At 67.4% G+C, this 20,076-nt stretch carries 4 protein-coding genes; 1 reads left to right on the top strand and 3 read right to left on the bottom strand.

All coding sequences use genetic code 11. The annotated features are described in order from the left end of the window. Together ABZS43_RS23775 and ABZS43_RS23780 are read right to left on the bottom strand one after the other, a co-directional pair. The gene (locus ABZS43_RS23775) at nt 1-5,241 is read right to left on the bottom strand and encodes a thioester reductase domain-containing protein (protein ID WP_355038144.1); all 5,241 of its coding nucleotides are present in this window, start codon (nt 5,239-5,241) and stop codon (nt 1-3) included. After that, nucleotides 5,228-14,869 (bottom strand): SDR family NAD(P)-dependent oxidoreductase, encoded by a 9,642-nt coding sequence (locus tag ABZS43_RS23780; protein ID WP_355038145.1) that lies wholly within the window; start codon nt 14,867-14,869, stop codon nt 5,228-5,230. The genes ABZS43_RS23775 and ABZS43_RS23780 overlap by 14 nt, the downstream gene beginning before the upstream one ends. A 904-nt stretch (nt 14,870-15,773) precedes the next feature. On the opposite strand from ABZS43_RS23780, the gene ABZS43_RS23785 reads away from it, so the two are divergent. Continuing rightward, nucleotides 15,774-17,351: an acyl-CoA carboxylase subunit beta gene (locus ABZS43_RS23785; protein ID WP_355038146.1), complete on the top strand. Its 1,578-nt coding sequence runs from the start codon at nt 15,774-15,776 to the stop codon at nt 17,349-17,351. Between the two features lie 31 nt (nt 17,352-17,382). Here ABZS43_RS23785 and ABZS43_RS23790 read toward each other — a convergent pair whose 3' ends face one another. Then, the gene (locus ABZS43_RS23790) at nt 17,383-19,992 is read right to left on the bottom strand and encodes a LuxR C-terminal-related transcriptional regulator (RefSeq protein ID WP_355038147.1); all 2,610 of its coding nucleotides are present in this window, start codon (nt 19,990-19,992) and stop codon (nt 17,383-17,385) included. Nucleotides 19,993-20,076: the final 84 nt, after the last annotated feature.

Consider the following 20,076-nt stretch of genomic DNA (forward strand, 5'->3'; position numbering starts at 1 on the left):
TCATCCTGCCTTTCGACGCGCGGCGGAAATATCGCCGGGTGCTTGCACGAATCTGGAGTCGACGAAACGCCGGAGATAGATCTCGATCTGCCGTGCGTCCAGCGGCGGGCATTCGATACCTATCGACGCCAGTGCCGCCGCGGACTGTTCGCTTTCCGACAGCGGTAGGCGAACGTGGTCGACGGAATCGCTGAGGAACGGCATCAGACCGAGCAGCGCCATACTGCTCGAACCACGCCGCAGGATTCGCTCGCGCCATTGTTCGAAGGGCAGACGCTGTAGCTCGTATCCGAAATCGTCCAGCACGTCGAAGAATTCCGGCCAGGTCATCGGCGCCCCGCTGACCAGGTGGAAGGTCCGACCGTGCATCTGTGACGTTTCGGTGCAGGCCGCGATCGCCCGCGCGACGTAGTCGACCGGGGCGGGCTGGATGGGCATCTCCGCCCGCATCGGCGCTATGCCCGCCTCGATACATCCCTTGACCATCATCGACAGGTGGTCGAGCTTGTTGAATGCTCCCGTGACACTGTGCCCAGCGGTGTTGATTCGATGGATGGTGACGGGCAGCCCGCGCTCGGCGGCGGTGCGCACCATCTTCTCGGCGATCCATTTCGTCTGGGCGTACCCGACCACGAGCGATCCGCTGTTGTCGAGCGGTTCGTTCTCGTCCACGCTGTCGCGCAGGTACTCCCGAGAGGAGAACACGCCGACGGTGGACAGGAAGTGGAACGGAATCGGCGAGCGCCATGTGGCCAGCCGCAACATCTCCCGTGTGCCGCCGACATTGACCGCCTCCAGCCCACGGAACGGGTAGGTCCATTTGACCAGCGCGCCTGCGTGCACGATCTGGCCGACGCTGTCGCTGAGCCGGTCGTAGTCGGCGGGTTCCAGTCCGCCGAGCGGCCGGGACAGGTCCGCGACGACCGGTATCAGACCCTTCAGATCATCGGGGCCACAGGACAATCCGTATCCGGCGAGGTTGTCGGCGATACGCCGCCTGGCGTGGTCGATATCCTCGGCGCGGACCAGGCAGTGCACACGTTCGTGCCGGTCGAGCAGTTCACGCAGAACGAACGCGCCGACGAAGCCGGTGGCCCCGGTGAGCAGCACGTCCGGGCGGGTGGAATCCGATTCCGCGCCCGCGGTGATCCTGGCGTCCAGATCTGCCAGTTCCGACATCTCGTCGACGGTCTTGCGCCGGATCCGAATTCCCGTCGACGAACGTTTGGGCGCACCGTCTGTCCGATCGGAATCGGCCTGTTCGGAGCCGATCTCGCTCACCAGCCAGTCGGTCAGACGACGGGGGGTCGGATGGTCGAACAACGCCTCGAGCGGTACGGCCAGCTGGAGATCGCGTTCGATCTTCTGCTTCAATTCCGCCATCATCAGCGAGTCGACCAGCTCGTTGAACATGGCGAGTGTATCTATGTCCTCGGTCTCACAGCCGAGCACAGCCGCGAGGACGGCCACCACGTACCCGAGGACGGTCTCGCGGGCCACTGCCTGTTCGGCTGTGCGCAGCGTCCCCAGCTCCGGCGGGGGCACTTTCGCCAGACGCCCGGAACCTTGATGCGACAGGCGGCTCGTGTGCGCGATCCGTTCCAGCATCGGAGCGCTCACCGGCGCGAAGGACACTCCGGTGAAGATCACCGCGAGCTCGTCGGCGGCGTAGATCTCGATATCCCCGGTGACACCGGCCGGTGAGGAGTCGGTGAGCACCGCCGTGCAGGTGAGCCGTTCATCGGCGGTGTCGCGCAGCACCCGCATGCCGTCGAAACCTGTGCCGAGTAGTACCGGCCGGTCCGCATCGCCGCCGTGATCGTGCCCCCAGGCGGCGGCGACCAACTGGATGCAGGCGTCGAACACCATCAGTTCCGCACGGACACCCGCATTTTCGCTGCCGACATCCTGCGGGGGACGCACGACTGCGGCCACGGCGGCTCCCGTGCCGATCTGCGCGTGTTCGATCAGCCGGAAACTGGGGCCGAGCACGAAGCGCCGATGCCAGATCTCGTCGTAGAACTCCGTGTCGTTGACTATGCGTGGATTCTCCAGATACAGCTCGGCCGATGACCCGGTCTGCTCGCCGTCGCCGTCATCGCGCGCGGCGAACCCGATCGTGGCGTGCCTCGTCCATCCCTCCGAATCCACGGTGCGGCTGTAGATCTCGGCCGTGAAGGTGAGGTCATCGGAAGCGGTGACGAGAATCTGTATCTCGATATCGACGTCGTCCGTGGCGACCAGCGGGTGCACGATGGACACATTTCGGGCCAGCAGCGGCCCCTCGGCGGCGGATTCCGCGGTGCGCAGCGCGAGTTCCAACATGACGACGCCTGGCACGACCCGAATATCGTGCACCACATGTTCGTCCAGGAACGGAATGGTTTCGGCCGAGATGCGAGTCTGACTCAACGCACCGCCTGCCGCCGACCGGATGATCAGCGGGCGCAGCGCACCCGGCTCGGCTCGCGGAACGCTCGAGGCGAGAGAGGCGACGGGATCGGCGACGGGATCGGGAATCCAGTGCGGTGTTCGACGGAAGGGGTAGGTCGGCAACCGGGCGGGCCGGTGCGGCCCGGATTGTGTCGCGCGCCAGTCGATCGCGGATCCGATCGTCCACACCCGCGCCAGCGCCTCGGCCAAGGCCCTGTCCGGTCGGTCGGCTCCGGTCGACGCCACGCACCACACGTCGGCGATATCGGGGTGGTTGAGCACGAGTGGCAACAGTCCGCCGGGACCGAGCTCGATCACGACGCGCGCTTCCTGCTCGCCGAGGGTGGCCACGGCATCGCCGAAACGCACCGGGTTGCGGGTATGGGCCACCCAGTACTCGGGATCGGCGACTCGGGCGGTTTCCAGCACGCCGGTGCTGTCCGAAACGAAATCGATGGCGGGAGAGGATAGCTCGACATCGGCGAACGCCTTACGCAATCCGTCGAGCATCGGTTCCATCGACGCGGAGTGGAATGCCTGGGTGACCGGAAGCCGAGTGACGCGCGTACCACGCGCGGCCATCTCGGCGACCACCGCGTCCACGTCCGCGGGGGTGCCGGAGATGACCGAATCGAAGGGACCGTTACGGACCGCGACAGTCACACTTCCCGACCGAAGCTGGGGCAGAGTCTCCAGTTCGTCACTCGCGCACGCGATCGCGGCCATGCCCCCCGCCTCGGCGAGCTCGCTCATGGCCTTGGCTCGCGCGGTGATCAGCTCCGCGCCGTCGCGCAGGGAGAACACTCCGGCCAGCGCCGCCGCGGCATAGGCGCCGACACTGTGCCCGAGAACGATATCCGGCTCGACGCCGACCGAACGCCACCAGCTCCCCAATGCCACCGCCAGCGCGTACAACGCCGGCTGGGCGACCTCGGTCCGCAGGAGGGCGGTCTCGGCCTCGGCTCCGGGATCGACCAGGACCGAAAGCGGAAGCTCGGCGACCGAACCGAGGGAGTCGATCACCTCGGTCACCGCCGAATGCACCCCGTAGATTCCCGCGAGCGAGCCCGCGATTCTCGCGCCGTGGCCCGGTGCCACCATCGCGACCCTCGGCGCGGCACCCGCGGCGCGGCGACCGCGCAGGCCGTCACCGGCGGCGAGATCGCGCAGCCCGGCCAGCAGGTCGTCACGGGTGACCGCGACGACCGCCGCGCGGTAGTTCAGATCCGCCCGCCCCGTCCCCGCCGTCCACGCGATCTCCGCCACCGTCTGGTCGGGCTCGGACTCCACATGTTCGGCCAGACGCCGGACGGCATCACCGAGCGCGGGCTCGCTCGCCGCCGACACCTTGACGACCACGGCGCGGTCCCCGCCGGGAGCCGTGCGGTCGGTCGCCGCCGAGTCCGGCGCGGCGGAGACCACCACGTGGGCGTTCGTACCGCCGAAGCCGAAGGAGGACACACCCGCGATCCGCGTCCGCGCGTCCCAGTCGACGGACTCGCGGGGAATCCGCACGGGCAATTCGTCCCACGCGATATGTGGATTGGGCGAGCGCAGGTTCAGGTGGGGAGGGATCTTGCCACGGGAGACGACCAGCGCCGCCTTGATGAACCCGGCGATACCCGCGGCCGCCTCCAGATGGCCGATATTGGTTTTCACCGATCCCAACAACAGCGGCCGGTCCGAAGGGCGGTCCGCGCCGAGTTCCGCTGCCAGTGCGCGCACTTCGATCGGATCGCCGAGCGGTGTGCCGGTTCCGTGCGCCTCCACGTAACCGACGTCGGACGGCGCCACCCGCGCGGCGGCGAGGGCGCGGCGCACCACGGCACGCTGTGCCGAACTTCGTGGCACCGTCAATCCGGACGTGCGGCCGTCCTGGTTGACGGCGCTACCTCGGATCACACACAGCACATCGTCCCCGTTGGCGAGCGCCGAGGACAGCGTGCGCAGGACGACGACGCCGCAGCCCTCACCGCGGACATACCCGTCGGCGTCGGCATCGAAGGTGCGGCATTGCCCGCTCGGTGACAGCATGCGCCCCTTGGACAGCGCGACGGTCACCTCCGGCGACAGCAGCAGGTTCACCCCGCCCGCCAACGCCAGTTCGCTTTCCCCCGCACGCAGGCTCTGCGCGGCCAGGTGCAGGGCAACCAGCGACGACGAACACGCCGTATCGACGACCAGACTCGGGCCCTCCAGACCGAGTACGTATGACAAACGGTTGGCCGCGAAATTCGCCGCGTTACCGGTCGCCACGTAGGCGTCGATGGATTCCACCCCGTGCGCCGCGGCGCCGAGCCGTTCGTAATCGCCGCCGCCCATGCCGACGAATACACCGGTCGGGCTGCCGCGTAGGGAGTCGGGGGCGATCGAGGCGTGTTCCAAAGCCTCCCAGGCGACTTCGAGGATCAGACGGTGTTGCGGATCGATGCTGATCGCCTCGCGCGGCGGGATGCCGAAAACAGTGGCGTCGAATCCGCGTACGTCGGAGAGGAATCCGCCGTGACGCGAATAGGTCCGGCCCGGCACGTCCGGATCGGCGTCGAAGAACGCGTCGACGTCCCAGCGATCGCGTGGGGTGTCGACCACCCCGGAACGGCCGTCCATCAACATGGTCCAGAAGTCTTCGATCCCGGATACCCCTCCTGGGAACCTGCATCCGGCGCCGATCACCGCGATCGGCTCCGACAGCGCGTGCCGCGCCTTGGCCGCCTCCTCGCGTGCGGTGCGTACCTCGAGCAGCGCGCGGCGCAGGACCGCCTCGCGATCCGGCACTCTCGTGCCGTGACGCTCGTCAGTGCTGGTCATCGATCCTCCCGGTGTTCAGTTCCTCGTCGAGCAGGCGAAGCAGTTCGATCTCGGTGAGGTCGAGCAGGTCCGACTCGGTCTCGACGGGTGTGTGTTCGGTTGTCGGCGAGGCATTTCCGGTGCCGGTGAGTTCGAGCAGGTCCAGCAGGTACGCGCTCAGATCGGCGACGGTCGGATGTTCGAAGACCGTCGTCACCGGAACCGGTCGGCCGACCAATCTCTCGATTCGTCCGTTCAGTTCCACGCTGGTGATCGAATCCATTCCCGACTCGAAGAAGCCCTGGCGCGGATCGAGACGCGACTGCGCCGACCGGCCGAGCACCGCCGCCACCTCGCGCTGTACGGCGTCGGACATGACGCGGGAGCGACCGGAGACCTGCGTCGATCGCAACCGCGCGACGAAGCGGTCCGCTTCAGCGCCGCCGACGGCCACCTCCCTGCCCCGAGCCATATCCGCCAGCAGTGGGCGGCGGCGTTTGGCCTCCATCACCGGCAGGAACTTGCGCCAGTCCACCGGCGCGGCCACCACCTGGGTGTGATCGGCGCCGAGCGTCGCGTCGAGTACCTCGAGTCCGGTGTCGGCGGACAGTTCCGCCATGCCCATCGCCGCGAAATACTCGCCGTGCCCGGCGGCCATGGTGCTGTCGCGCCACCAGCCCCAGTCCAGCGCCAGCGCGGGATGCCCCCGCCTGCGGCGATCCCAGGCGAGCATGTCGAGAAAGTGGTTGGCGGCGCAGTAGTGACCGGCCAGTGCCGAGCCCCAGACCGCCGCCGCGGAAGAGAACAGGACGAAGAAGTCGACCTCGGCCAGCGCCGAAAGCGAGTCGAGGACAAGACCACCGCGAACCTTGGCGCGCAGCACCCGGACGAGATCCTCGGTCGGCATATCGGCGATGGTCGCGGCATCGAGTGCGCCCGCGGCATGGATCACGCCGCGGATCCGCGGCCACGCGACATCGGGGCCGTCGAACAGGTCCCTCATACTCCGATCGTCGGCGACATCGACATCGGGGGTATGCACCGTGACACCCGATGCGCGCAACTTCTCGATGGCCTGCCGGGTGGTCTCGGCCGCCTCGATGAGCGGGGTGCGCCCCAGCAGAATGAGATGGCGTGCCCCGCGCCGGGCGAGCCAGTCGGCAAGGCGCACGCCGAGCGAACCACGGCCACCGGTGACGAGGTAGGCACCGTCCGGATCGAGAACCGCTGTGGCGGTCGGGATATCGGCGATGACACGCAATCGCGGGACCAGGCGTTCGCGTCGGCGCAAGGCGATCTGATCCTCGATGTCGTCCACGGTGATCCGGTCGACGATGGCCGCAGTGTCGTGTTCGAGGTCGGCCTCGCCGGGGTCGAGATCTATTGCCCCACCCCATAATTGCGGTTGTTCGAGACCGATGACACGTCCCAGGCCCCACAGCGGCGCCTGTTCGAGCGTCATCGGCTCATTACCGGCCGGAGTCGCGCCCCTGGTCACGACGTGGATGCGTCCGCCTCGCTCATCGGCGATCCAGCGCTGCGCCACGGCGAGCAACGTGGCGGTCGAATCTTCCACGGTCGCCGCCGCTCGTCCCGGATCCCTGGCATCCCCCACCGGTGCGGCGATATCCGCCGCCGCCAGGTGGACGACGTCGATCTCACCGGGCGGCGCGGACGCCCCGCCGGATATCGTGGCGATCAGCTCGTGCCATCGGTCGCGGCTCGCCGTCCTCGCGAAGTCGGGATCGATGATCGCGGCACTGCCGCCGTCGGCTCGCAGCCTGGCCGCGAGCCGACGCGCGAGTTCGGATTCCGCGCCGACGATCACCCACGAACCCGTACGCGGTACCGATGACGGCGACGGTTCGGCCCGGCGCCAATCGATGTCGTAGAGATCGCCGACCGTCCGCGACTCGGGGACGGTCGTGGCCCGTTGAACCGCACCGGGCAGCCAGTGCTCCTGGCGCTGCCAGCGATAGGTGGGCAGACCGGTACGTCGATAGCCGCCATCGGGATAGAGCGCGGGAAGCCGCACGGTGTACGCCTGGTCCAGCAGGCCGCCCGCGGCGCTCAGCATCGTCTCGCGTACCGGCCAGTCACGGATCATCGACGGCAGATACGGCAGCGGTGTCGCGCCTCGGATCTGCGTCACCGCCCCCGCGAGTGTGCGATCCGGACCGACCTCGACCACGGTGTGCGCTCCGGCATCCACGGCGGCCCGCACGGCCGACTCGAACAGAACCGGCCGCACGATGGCCTCGGCCCAATAGCTGGGATCGGTCACCTCGTCGCCGACCTGTCCACCGGTCACGGTCGACAAGAACGTCACCGACGGCTTCCGCAGCTCGACATGGTCGAGGTATTCGGCCACCATCGCGCGGGCGTCCTCGACCTGCGCGCTGTGGAACGCGTACTCCCGCTGCACCGTTTGCGTCGGCGCACCGCGTTCGCGTGCCCAATCCACGACAGCCGCGACCGCCCCCGGCGCTCCGGCGACGACAACGGCGGCGGGACCGTTGATCGCGGCAACACACAACCCGTCCGCGTCGCCATGGGCATCGCGATAACGGTCCACGAGTTGGCGTGCCTGCGTGACGGGTAGCCCGATCGCCGCCATCGCGCCCCGCCCGCGTGCCCCCGCCATCGCCGCACCGCGCCGCACCGCCAACCGCATCGCGTCATCGCTGGTCATAATCCCTGCGGCACAGGCAGCCGCGATCTCACCGACGCTGTGCCCGATCACCGCGCCCGGACGGATGCCCCAGTGGCCCCACAACTCGGTGAGCGCGATCTGCGCCGCGCAGATGACCGGCTGCGCGAAGCGGGTGTCGGCAAGTCGCGAATCGCTTTCCTCACGTGCCAATTCCGCGATCAACGACCACCCCGCCGTCGCCTGGACGACGCGATCGCATTCGGCGAACGTTTCGCGAAGCAGCGGTTCCGACAGCAGCGCGCGCCCGAGACCGGGCCACTGGCCCCCCTGGCCCGAATACACGAAGACAAGTCCCGTGCGGGTCCGCGCGGCGACCCGCGACATCGCGCGCGTATCGGCGGCGATGCTCTCCAGAGCCGCCACCGCGGCAGCGCGAGTATCGGCGACCACGGTGCGGCGGAAGGGCTGAAGGGTACGGTGCCTCGCCAGGGTCGCCGCCACGTCGCGGACCGGCACCTGCCCCTGTGCGGCGACGAATTCCGCCAGCGCCGCGGCGTTGTCGCGGACAGCATCCCCGCTCCCACCCGAGATCACGAGCATTTCAGGCATGTCGGGCTCGACGCCGGGCTCGGTGACGGCCTCGGCGGCGGCTTCCTGGAGAACGACATGGGCGTTGGTGCCGCTGAACCCGAACGAGCTGACGCCGCCGAAGCGTCCGGCACCGTGGTCGGGCCATTCCATCGACTCGGTGGGGACGACGACGGAGGCTTCCTCCCACGGGATGCGCGGATTCGGCGTCCCGAAGTGCAGATGCGGCGGAATCCTGCCGTGGTGCAACGACAACGCGACTTTGATCAGCCCACAGACCCCGGCAGCCGCTTCCAGGTGCCCGATATTGGTCTTGGCCGAACCGACGATCAGTGGCGGCGTCTCGCCCGCGTCCGGACGCAGCACACTCAGCAGTGACGACAGCTCGATCGGGTCGCCCAGCGGGGTGCCTGTCCCGTGCGCCTCCACATAGCCCACCGAGTCGGCCGCCACCCCGCCCGCCCGCAACGCCTCGGCGATGACCGCGGCCTGCGCGGTACCGCTCGGCACGGTCAAGCCGGCGCTACGACCGTCCTGGTTCACCGCGGTGCCACGGATGAGTGCCCACACCCGGTCGCCGTCGCGCTGCGCATCCGACAGTCGCTTGAGCACAAGCACTCCGCAGCCCTCACCACGCCCGTACCCGTCGGCAGCCGCGTCGAAAGTCTTGCACCGGCCGTCCGCGGCCAGAGCTCCCATGGATGACAGGCTCAGAATCGTCGCGGGCGACAACATCAGATTGACGCCGCCGACGACGGCGATATCCGATACTCCCGACCTCAGATCGCGAACCGCGTGGTCGGTGGCCACCAATGACGACGAGCACGCGGTATCCACCGCCGTGCTCGGACCGCGCAGACCGAGCAGATAGGACACCCTGCCCGCGGCGACGCTGAAGGTGTTGCCGGTGGCGAAATACGGGTCCGCGGGAGAGGTGCCCGTCGCGGCGAGCAGTTGCAGGTAGTCGGTCGTGTTCATGCCGATATGGACCGAGCCCGCCATGCCGTCGAGCCGTTCACGCGCGATCCCGGCGTCGTCGAGTGCCTCCCACACGACCTCGAGCAGCAGTCGCTGCTGCGGATCCATCGCGCGCGCCTCGCGGGGAGAGATGCCGAACGCCTCGGCGTCGAATGCCGCTACCGGTCCCGCGAGGAAACCGCCGCGGAATCCGCGCAGTTCGTCCACGGCCAGTCCGGGGCGATCGGCGGGGGCGGGGCCCGTACCGTCCCGTCCCGCCGCGAGCAGATCCCAGTAACTGTCGAGATCGTCCGCGCCGCCGGGGAATCGGCAGGCCATGCCGACGATGGCGATCGGTTCGGAGGTCGCCGTCGTGCGCTCGCCCGGGATCGTCCGCTCGGCGCCCCCACGACTGAGGTATTCGGCGAGCGCCGCGATCGTCGGATACTCGAACACAACGGTCGGCGGCAGCGGAACCGCGTGTGTCTCACGTAGTCTCGTGATCAGCTCGACTGCCATCGCCGAGGTCAGGCCCAGTTCGAACAATCCGATGCCGGGATCTATGCGATCGGCCGCAGGCAACCCGAGCAGTCCTGCCAACTCACGTTGCAGTGCCTCGATCTCGTCCTCCACGCTTCGCGCGTCACCCACGGCGGCATCGCGCGAGGATGACGGGGCGGGCGCCGCGGCGGGTGGCGCGACGCGGGTGGACGGCGAATTCGACTGGGGCGACGGGCTGATCGGCCGGGCGGGTTCGTCGGTGATCCAGTACGCGGTGTGCTGGAACGGATAGCTCGGCAGAACCGGCACCCGCCGCGGTCGCGGTCGGGCCGCGTGCCACGCGATATCGCCGCCGCGCAACCAGATTCGGGCCAGCGTTTCGGCGAGTGCCCGCGCGGGCCGCTCCGCGTTCACCGAGGCGAGGCACAGGGTGTCGACGGCGGCGGGATGGTTGGCCACCAGGGGCAGCACGGCGCCTGGCCCGAGTTCGACGACCACATCGACGCCTCGGCTCATCAGGGTGGTGACCGCGTCACCGAAGCGGACCGATCGGCGGGTATGCGTGACCCAGTACTCGGGATCGACGATCTCGCGCGACACCGGGGCCCCGGTCGTATCGGAGACGAAATCCACCGACGGCTCCGATAATTCCGTCGATTCGAACGCTGTTCGCAGCGTGGCGAGTACGGGTTCGACCGCGGGCGAGTGGAACGCCTGTGTCACGGGCAGACGCTTCGCCTTCACCCCGCGCTCGGACATCACCGCTACCAGCGCGTCGACCTGCTCGGCCGGCCCGGCGACCACGGTGTCGGCGGGACCGTTGAGCACCGCGACGCTGACTTCACCGGATCGCAGCTGGGGCAATGCCTCCAATTCGGCCGCGGTGCAGGCGATGGCGGCCATGGCCGCGTCCGCCGGGAGGGTGCTCATCGCCTCGGCGCGGACCCGGATCAGTTCGGCGCCGTCCGCGACGGAGAACACCCCCGCCAGCGCGGCCGCCGCGTACGCGCCGACGCTGTGCCCTGCGACGACCTCCGGTTCCACCCCGACCGAGCGCCACCAGGCGCCCAATGCCACCGCCAGCGCGTACAGGGCCGGTTGCGCCACCTCCGTGCGCAGCAGGCTCTCCTCGGCGTGCGTGCCGCCCTCGACCAGGACCGACAACGGCAATCGCGTGATCGGGCCGATACTGTCGATGACGTCGGTCACGATGGGCACCGTTCCGTAGATCCCGGCCAGCGTTCCGGCGATCCTTGCACCGTGGCCGGGCGCGAGGAAGGCGATCCTCGGGGTCGCACCCGCACGTCGACGTTCCCGAATTCCCTTACCGGAGGCAACCTCTCGCAATCCGGTCAGGAGTTCGTCGCGTGACTGCGCGACCACGGTCGCGCGGGTGGGAAGATCCGCCCTGCCGACGTCGGCGGCCCAGGCGATCTCGTCGGGACTCCAGCGCGGATCGGCGGCGACGAACTCGGCGAGGCGCGCGGCCCCCATCGCGACACCGGTCGCGTCGGCGCCCGCGACCTTCACCACGACCGGCGCGTCGCCCGAATCGAGCGGCGCGGGCGCGGCGGACTGCCGCGGCGCCTCCAGCACCACGTGGGCGTTGGTGCCCCCGAAGCCGAAGGAGGAGACACCCGCGATCCGGGGGCCGTCCTCCCAGGAGGTGACCGTGCGAGGAATCTCGAAAGGCATACGGTCCCAAGCGATGTGCGGACTCGGCTCGCGCAGGTTCAGATGCGGCGGAATCACCCCCCGTGACACCACCAGTGCCGCCTTGATGAATCCGGCGATTCCAGCCGCCGCCTCCAGATGGCCGATATTGGTCTTCACCGAACCGAGCCGCACCGGATGTCGCGCCGAACGCCGTGTCCCCAGCACATCGGCCAGTGCGCGCACCTCGATCGGGTCGCCGAGGGGCGTTCCTGTCCCGTGCGCTTCGAGGTAGCCCACCTGCTCCGGGGCCACGCCCGCGACGGCGAGGGCCCGCTGCACCACGGCCTGCTGCGCGGTCATACTCGGCGCGGTCAGCCCGGAGCTGCGGCCGTCCTGATTGACGGCGGAGCCGCGCACGATGCTCAGAATATGATCGCCCGCCGCGACAGCGTCCGACAGCCGTCGCAGTACGACGAAGCCGCAGCCTTCGCCGCGTACGTATCCGTCTGCCTCCGCGTCGAATGTCCGGCACTGACCGCTCGGCGACAGCATCCGTCCTTTCGACAACGCGACGGTGACCTCGGGCGCGAGGAGCAAATTGACACCACCGGCCAAAGCCACATCCGACTCTCCGGTACGCAGGCTCTGCACGGCGAGATGAACCGCGACCAGTGACGACGAACAGGCGGTATCGACGACCATGCTCGGGCCCTGCAGTCCGAGTGCGTACGACAACCGGTTGGCTCCGAAATTCCCCGCATTGCCTGTCGCGACGTAGGCGTCGATCATCGCCGTGCCGTGGGCCGCGGACGCGATCCGCTCGTAATCACCGCCGGTCATTCCCACGAACACGCCGGTCGCCGAGCCGCGCAGCGAATCCGGTGCGATACCGGCGTTTTCGAGCGCCTCCCAAGCGACCTCGAGCACCAGTCGGTGCTGCGGATCCATGGTGATCGCTTCCCGCGCCGAGATGCCGAACAAGTCGGCGTCGAAACCGCGCACATCGGTCAGGAATCCGCCGTGACGCGAGTAGGTCCTGCCCGGCGCGTCGGGATCGGAGTCGAAGAACTCCGCGAGATCCCAGCGATCTTCCGGTACGAGGTCGATCCCGGAGCGTCCGCCTACCAGCAGATCCCAGAAGTCGTCCGGACCGGTGACACCGCCCGGCAGCCGGCAGCCGATCCCGACCACCGCGATCGGCTCGGACAACGCGGCGGACGGTGCGACGATCGCCGAAGGCGCTGCGGCAGTGCCTCGTTCGCCCGCCACGCTTGCGGCCAGAGCCGCGGCGGCCGCATCGATACTCGGATACTCCCATGCCATCGTGGGCGGAAGCTCGACTCCCAGCGCCTCGGACAGATCTGCCGCGATGCGCACGGCCTGGATCGAGTTGAGCCCGTAGCTGGCGAATTGTTCGTGGCGATCGATATCGGCCGGCTCCAGTCCGGAATGGCGGCATATCAAATCGACGATGAGATCCTCGATCTCGCGTCGGCCGCGCGGTCCAGCGGTGACCGAAGACGCCGGAGGCGGCGCGGCGGATTCCGTTGGCGTCGCCGCGGCTCTGCCGCCGTACTGCCCGTCGAGATATTGCTTCCTGCATTCGGTGCGCTGCAACTTCCCGCTGGAAGTGACCGGAATCGCTCGCGCCGGCACCAGAAGCACGTCATGGGCCGACAACTGGAACTCGTCGGAGATCGCGCGCCGAATCGACCGGACGATATCGGCGTCGGAGTGTTCCTTGCGTGCCCGACGTGGTTTCTGCTGTACGACGACCAATTCGTCGACACCGTCGACTTCGACGGTGAATGCGATACAACGGGTGCCCGCCAGTCCTGGATGACTGTGCACCGATGTCGCCTCGACATCCTGCGGATACACATTGCGCCCACGGAAGTTCATGGCTTCCTTGGTGCGACCGACTATGAACAGTTCACCGTCGATCAGACAGCCGAGATCGCCCGGATCCATATAGGGTCCCGCACCGGTGTCGGTGAATCGGCCGAAGGTCTCCACCGTCGCCGTCTCGTTCTCGAAATATCCTGCGGCGACGCTGATTCCACGGATCCAGACCTCGCCGACCCGCCCCTCGGGTAGGACCGATCGGGTCGCCGGGTCGACGATCACGACCTCGGTGTCGGTCGCGATCCGGCCCGAACTGACCAATCTGAGATGCCTGCCGTCCCCGGCGACATCGACAACCCCTTGCTCGAGCCGGTCACCCGCGACGTCCAGGATCACCGGGTCGGGGGTCGTCCTCGCGCCGGACACCAAGAGAGTCGCCTCGGCGAGGCCGTAACACGGGTAGAACGACGATCGCCGGAAGCCGGCATCGCGGAAGGTCTCGGCGAAACTGTCGAGCACCTCGGCGCGCACCGGCTCGGAGCCGTTCATCGCGTATTTCCACGAGGAGAGATCGATATCGGCAAGACGTCGCGGGTCGGCGCGGTCGACGCACATCTGATATGCGAAATTCGGCCCGGCACTGCTGGTCGCCTTTTCTCGCGAAATCACTTCCAGCCAATAGAGCGGATCCCGGATGAAAGTCATCGGAGATATCACTACGATGGGAAACCCGGAATAAATCGGCGATACCAACCCGCCGAGCAGCCCCATATCATGATAGGGCGGGAGCCAACCGGCGCCGATGGTTTCCTCGGTGACGCCGAAGGCATCCTCCGCTAGACGCGCATTGTTCAACAGGTTGGCGTGACTGACGATAACGCCTTTGGGCGCCGATGTCGATCCCGACGTATATTGCAGCAGCGCTGTCGTTTCGCCATTGATGGGCGGCTGCCGCCACGAATCCGATGGAGTATCGAAGGCAGCCCTGTCCGCTTCGATCCACGTCACGCCGGAAAGGGTCGGGATTTCATTTCCGTGAATGTTCGACACATCGAGTCGATCGGCTCCGGTAGCGGTGAGCACGGCGCTCGCACGAGCTGAGCGCGCAATGGTCTCGACACGGAACAGATGCCGGTTCGACGCCGGCGGGTACGCCGGTACCGGGATAAGCCCAGCGTACAGGCATCCATAGAAGTACATCATGTACTCGAGGCCCGGTGGGCACATCAACAGGACACGCTCACCGATCGCGCAGTTCGCGGCGAGCGTCACCGCGACCGCCCGAGCAGCGGAGTCGACGTCACGGTAGGTCAGATCCTCCGTCTCGAATTTGTCGGTGGCGGTGGGCCGCACAAATCGAATGGCCAGCCGATCCGGAGTTCTGTCGGCACGGAAACGAATAGCATCGACCAGGCTGGAAAAGTTATTCGGTGAATCGCCTGTCGGCATCGAACACCCCTCATCACGATCACCCGGAACACAGAGGTCACCGAGCACCCGAAGACATGACTAAGAATTGAACATCAGATTCTGAGTTCAATAGAGAGCACCACGACCACATTGCCGAGCATGCTCGCGAAAAATCACTCCCCAACAATTCAGATTGCGACGCGACGATGCGTCGACCGAAGCAGACCGGTTCGCCCTCTCGGCGAACATCGAACCAACAACGCGGATCCGAGCGTAGTCTCACACGCAAAGTCGGGTTAACGCAAGCTGAAATGACGGACGAGTTACACATATCAATCGCGGTGAAAATATACCGAGCGCCCTTGTTTCGGACATCCGATATCAGTAGAGCTACCTCGAAGCGAATGCCGCCCGCCGCTCCGGCAATCCCTCCCCCGCAGCCCGCCCGGATGCCGCGCCAGAGCCGTGACATTGCCGTTCGACGGCATCCGGCCGACCCCGGTCGTCCGCAGGTCCGACCGCGATGGCTACGCGGCGCACAACGCCGGCCGGTAACCGACGTTTCACCGCCGCCGACCGTCGCCACCTCGAGAACGCCCATTAACTTAGAACTCGACGACACGGAGAGGCTGGGCCGATCGCGAAATCCAGACATTTCGACTCGCGGGTGTTAGCTAATTCACTGCACAACCTATCCGCTATGAATCGTGGTGGCCCACGGCGCGCGCTCGGCGAAGGGGCAACCTCTTCTGCTCGAGCTTCGGCGGGGCCGTGCGGCACGCTCCGCTCGGCGGTCGGAGTTCCCGCACAGGCGCGGCCCGACTTGTGTTCGAACCGCTCGGAACGCAATGTCACGCCGACGGTGACTGTGAACTGTCTAGGGCTTCCAGCACGATGACTGGTTCAGCGTCGATTCCGCTTAACATCGCCACAAGCACAACAGATGGTCTGGAAGGTGGCAGCAAGCGTGGTCGATACTCAGGCGAAGCTCGATGAACTCGTCAAGATTCTCGAGATCGCCGCGGAACCAGCGGGCGAGTCCGGTATCGCCAAGCGGGAGAAGAAGAGCGTTCCGAGCGTACGCCAGCGTCTGAACATGCTGCTCGATCCCGGCACATTCATCGAGATCGGTGCACTGGCTCGTCAGCCCGACCAACCGGATGCCCTCTACGGCGACGGGTTGGTCACCGGCCGCGGGATGATCGGAGGCCGCCCGGTGGTAGTGATCGCCCACGATCAGACGGTGTACGGGGGGTCGGTTGGTGTGACGTCCGCCCGCAAGTTCATGCGGGCGTTGCAGCTCGCGTTCGACAACGCCTGTCCGGTGGTGACGATCAACGATTCCGGCGGCGCGCGTATCCAGGACGCGGTCGGTTCGATCGCCTCGTTCGGCGACATATCCCGAGTGCTGGAAAAGCTGTCCGGATATGTGCCGCAGGTGTCGATCATCCTCGGCAAGTGCGCCGCGGGTTCGGTGTACGGGCCGATCAACACCGACGTACTGATCGGCACCAAAGATTCCTACATGTTCGTCACCGGGCCGGAGGTGATCAAAGCCGTCAACGGTGAGGACATCACCGCCGAGGCGCTCGGCGGCGCCGAGGTACAGGCCACGCGCGGCACCCTGCATCATGTGACCGACACCGAGCAGGAAGCATACGACTGGGCCCGCAACTATCTCGGCTACATGCCGACGAGCTGTCTCGAGCAGCCGCCGATCGTCAACCCGGGCTTGGAGCCGGAGATCACCGCGATCGACCGGGAACTCGACACGATCATCCCGGATTCCGACCGCGCCGGTTACGACATGCACGAGATCCTGCTACGGATCTTCGATGACGGTGAATTCCACGAGATCCGTGCCGCGTTCGCCCCGAATCTGATCACCGGATTCGCCAGAGTCGACGGATACCCGGTCGGCGTGATCGCGAACCAGCCGCTGGTGCTGGGTGGTTCCATCGACGCCGCCTGTTCGGACAAGTCGACCTATTTCATCCGGCTCTGCGACGCGTTCAACATCCCGCTGGTGTTCGTCGTCGATACCCCCGGCGTGCTGCCCGGCCTCGAGCAGGAAGCCAACGGCGTGATCATCCGCGGCGGCCGGGTCCCGCGCGCGATCATCGAGGCGACGGTGCCGATCATCAACCTGGTTGTCCGCAAATCCTACGGCGGCGCCTACGGCATGATGGCCGCCAGGCAGGTTGGCGCGGATATCAGTTTCGCCTGGCCGACCGCCCGGATCGCGGTGATAGGCGCGGAAAGCGCGGTCGACCTCATCGGCAAGCGGCAATTGGCGGCAGTCCCCGAGGAACATCGCGCCGCGGCGCGCGAGTTCATGGTCAATCAGTACAACGAGACGATCGCCACCCCGTGGATCGCCGCCGAACGCGGTTACATCGACGCCGTGATCGAACCGGCGACCACCCGGCTGGAGATCCGGCACGCCCTACGCCTGTTACGCGACAAGCAGCCGGTCAGACCGGAGTTCAATCCACGCAAGCACCCCGTGTACCCGATGTGATCCCCCGCGGCGCCGAACACGAAGCGGGCGGCTATCGTGCGACGTCGCCCCAGATCAGTGCGGCGAGTTGGTCGCGGTCGGCGGCGTCGAGTTTGGTGCAGGCCCGGTAGATGTGGCCTTCGACGGTGCGTACCGAGACGCACAGCCGCTCGGCGATCTGGCGGTTGGACAGCCCACGCGCGATGAGGGCGGTGATCTCACGTTCGCGGTCGGTGATCGGCAGGGGGTGAGCCGCGGCGATGATGGCGGGGGTCGTCGCTCCGTCACACCGGGCGGCGTGGTCGAGGGCGCGGGCCGCGGCCAGGGCGCTGAGTCGGCGTTGGCCCGCATGGTCGTGGATCGGCACCGCTTGCGCCGCGGCGTCGGCGGCTGCCAGTAGTAGTCCGGCGTTCTCGAACTCGACGCTGACCGCGGAAAGCGCGTCCGTGTCGGAGTGTTCGAATGCGGCGGCATGGCGGGCATAGATCGCCACGACGGGCCCTTGCACGCGGCCGACGAGTGAGGCCAGCCGTGGCGCGAGGGTTCGGTCGCCGAATCGGGTGGCGTGGTGCAGAGCTTCGGCTTCCAGCGCGTATTGGCCCGCGGTGTGGGCGATGGCCGCGGCCTTGCGGGCGAGTTCGACCGCGGAGTGCTGGCCGCCGGAGGCTGCCGCGAGCCATGCGCGGGCGATCATGCGTTGTGGTTCGTGCAGGGCCAGATGTGGTCCGCTGTGTTCTTCGGCCTCGTCGAGGACCCGTTCGGCTTGTTCGACATCGCCAAGGGCCGCGTAGGCGCGGATAAGGAGTAGCTGCGCCGGAAGTTTCCAGGGCAGTGAGGTTTCGGCGTGCAGTGCGGCCAGGGCTTGTTCGAACGAGGTGATCGCCTCACGGAAGCGGCCACGATAGGTGGCGACGACACCGCATGCGATTTTGGCGATCGCCCAGCCGAGAAACTGTGCGGCGGAGGAGAACTCGCTGTATTCGATGGCCCGCTGCTCGGCCAGGTCGAGTTCGCCGATGAGTGTCAGTGCCAGCACATCGCCGTAGCGCACCATGACGCGGATCATGCCGTCGGTGGATTTCTGCTGTGCCCGGCTGCGGGCCGCGATCGGCGCGAAGTCGGCGCCGCGCCCGGCGACCGGCATCGCCAGGCCGAGGGCGAACGCGGCCCAGTCGACAGCTTGTTTCGGGGAGCTCGGGTCGGCGAGTACACATTCGGCGGCCTCGATACCGATGGCGATCTTGTTCTCGTGCACCGCCATCGCCGCGTTCACGGCATCGATGATCAGGCGCAGCGCTGGATGCTCGACCCGGTCGCCGAGCAGATCCAGTATCTCGCGGCCGTGTTCGACATCACCCAGGGACCAGAACAGCCGGCTCGCGCGTGGGATGCCCCATTGGACGAGTTGCAGTTGATCGAGGCGATCGGGATCGAAGTCGGCGAGGATCTCGTCGGCTTCGAGCGGTCGCCCCTGCCACAGCAGGGCGCGCGAGAGCAGTTCGGCTGCGGGCAGTCCGCCGCCGCGGTCACAGGCCGCGCGCGCGAGACGTTCGCCGAGGGGCAGGTTGGACAGGGCGACAGCGTCTTTGGCCGCGGTGATCAACAGATCGTTGTCGATCGGCTGGCCGCTGTCGACACACAACTGGGCCAACCGGATCCGGTGGGCGGCGGTGCTGAGATCTTGGTCGCGCAGCATCTCGACGATGCGACCGCGCCGCTTGCGCGCGGCGGCGGTACCGATCCGGCGGCGCACGACGTCACCGAGCAGTGGGTGGCTGAATCGGGCGCTGACGCACCAGCCGTCGCGACTGGTACGGATCAGCCCGGAGATCTCGGCGGCGTCGACGGCGTCCTCGCCGACGAGGTCGGTGAGGACGTCGATGTCGAGTGGCTCGTAGAGGGCCAGCATCTTCAGGGTGTCCAGGGCGGGCTCACCCACCCGGGCGAGCCTGCCTTCGAGCAGCGCTACCAGCCCGGAAGGCACAGCGGTCGGGCCCCGCAGTTGCCAGAACCCGTTGACTTCGGTCAGGGTGCCCGCCTCGACGGCGCCTTCGACCATGTTGCGCAGGAACAGGGGGTTTCCGCCCGACGACTCCCATATGACGTCGGCGCTGAGGCCTTCCAGGGTGCCGCTCAGGACAGTCTCGACGAGACACACGCACTGTTGTTTGGTCAGTGGTCGCAGTTCGATGCGTTCGAGGTAGCCGTCCTTCCACAAGGACGTGACCGCGTCGGGGACGGGTTCGCCGGTGCGGACGGTGGCAACGATAGGAGCCGCGCGGTCGACGGCGATCTGGTGCAGCAGGGTCGCGGAGAGTTTGTCGAGTAGGTACGCGTCGTCGACGCCGATCACGGTGTCTTGTTCGGCGAGTAGGTTTTCCCTGGCCGAACCGAGTAGGGCGATGGGGTCGCGCGACGCGGTCGGGGCGATCCACGGCGCGAAAACACCCAGGGGAATGGCCTGTGACGACTCGGTACATGCCATCCACCGCACGGGAGCGTCCAGGGCCGAGGTGACGAGTCGGGCGAGGGTGGTCTTGCCGACCCCGGCGGCGCCGACAAGAACAACACCGCCGACACCGCCGACACCGCCGCTCGTCAACGCCGTGCGAACGGCCTGGTATTCGACCGGGCGATCGAGGAGCTGCCAGCGGTCCCCCATGAACAACAATTCTAGATCTCGCCCGCCGACGTTGCGACAGGTTTCCGCTGGCGAACGCACTACGTCGGCACCAACGCGGACTCC

It is taken from the genome of Nocardia sp. NPDC005366 (assembly GCF_040606855.1).
Taxonomy (GTDB): Bacteria; Actinomycetota; Actinomycetes; order Mycobacteriales; family Mycobacteriaceae; genus Nocardia.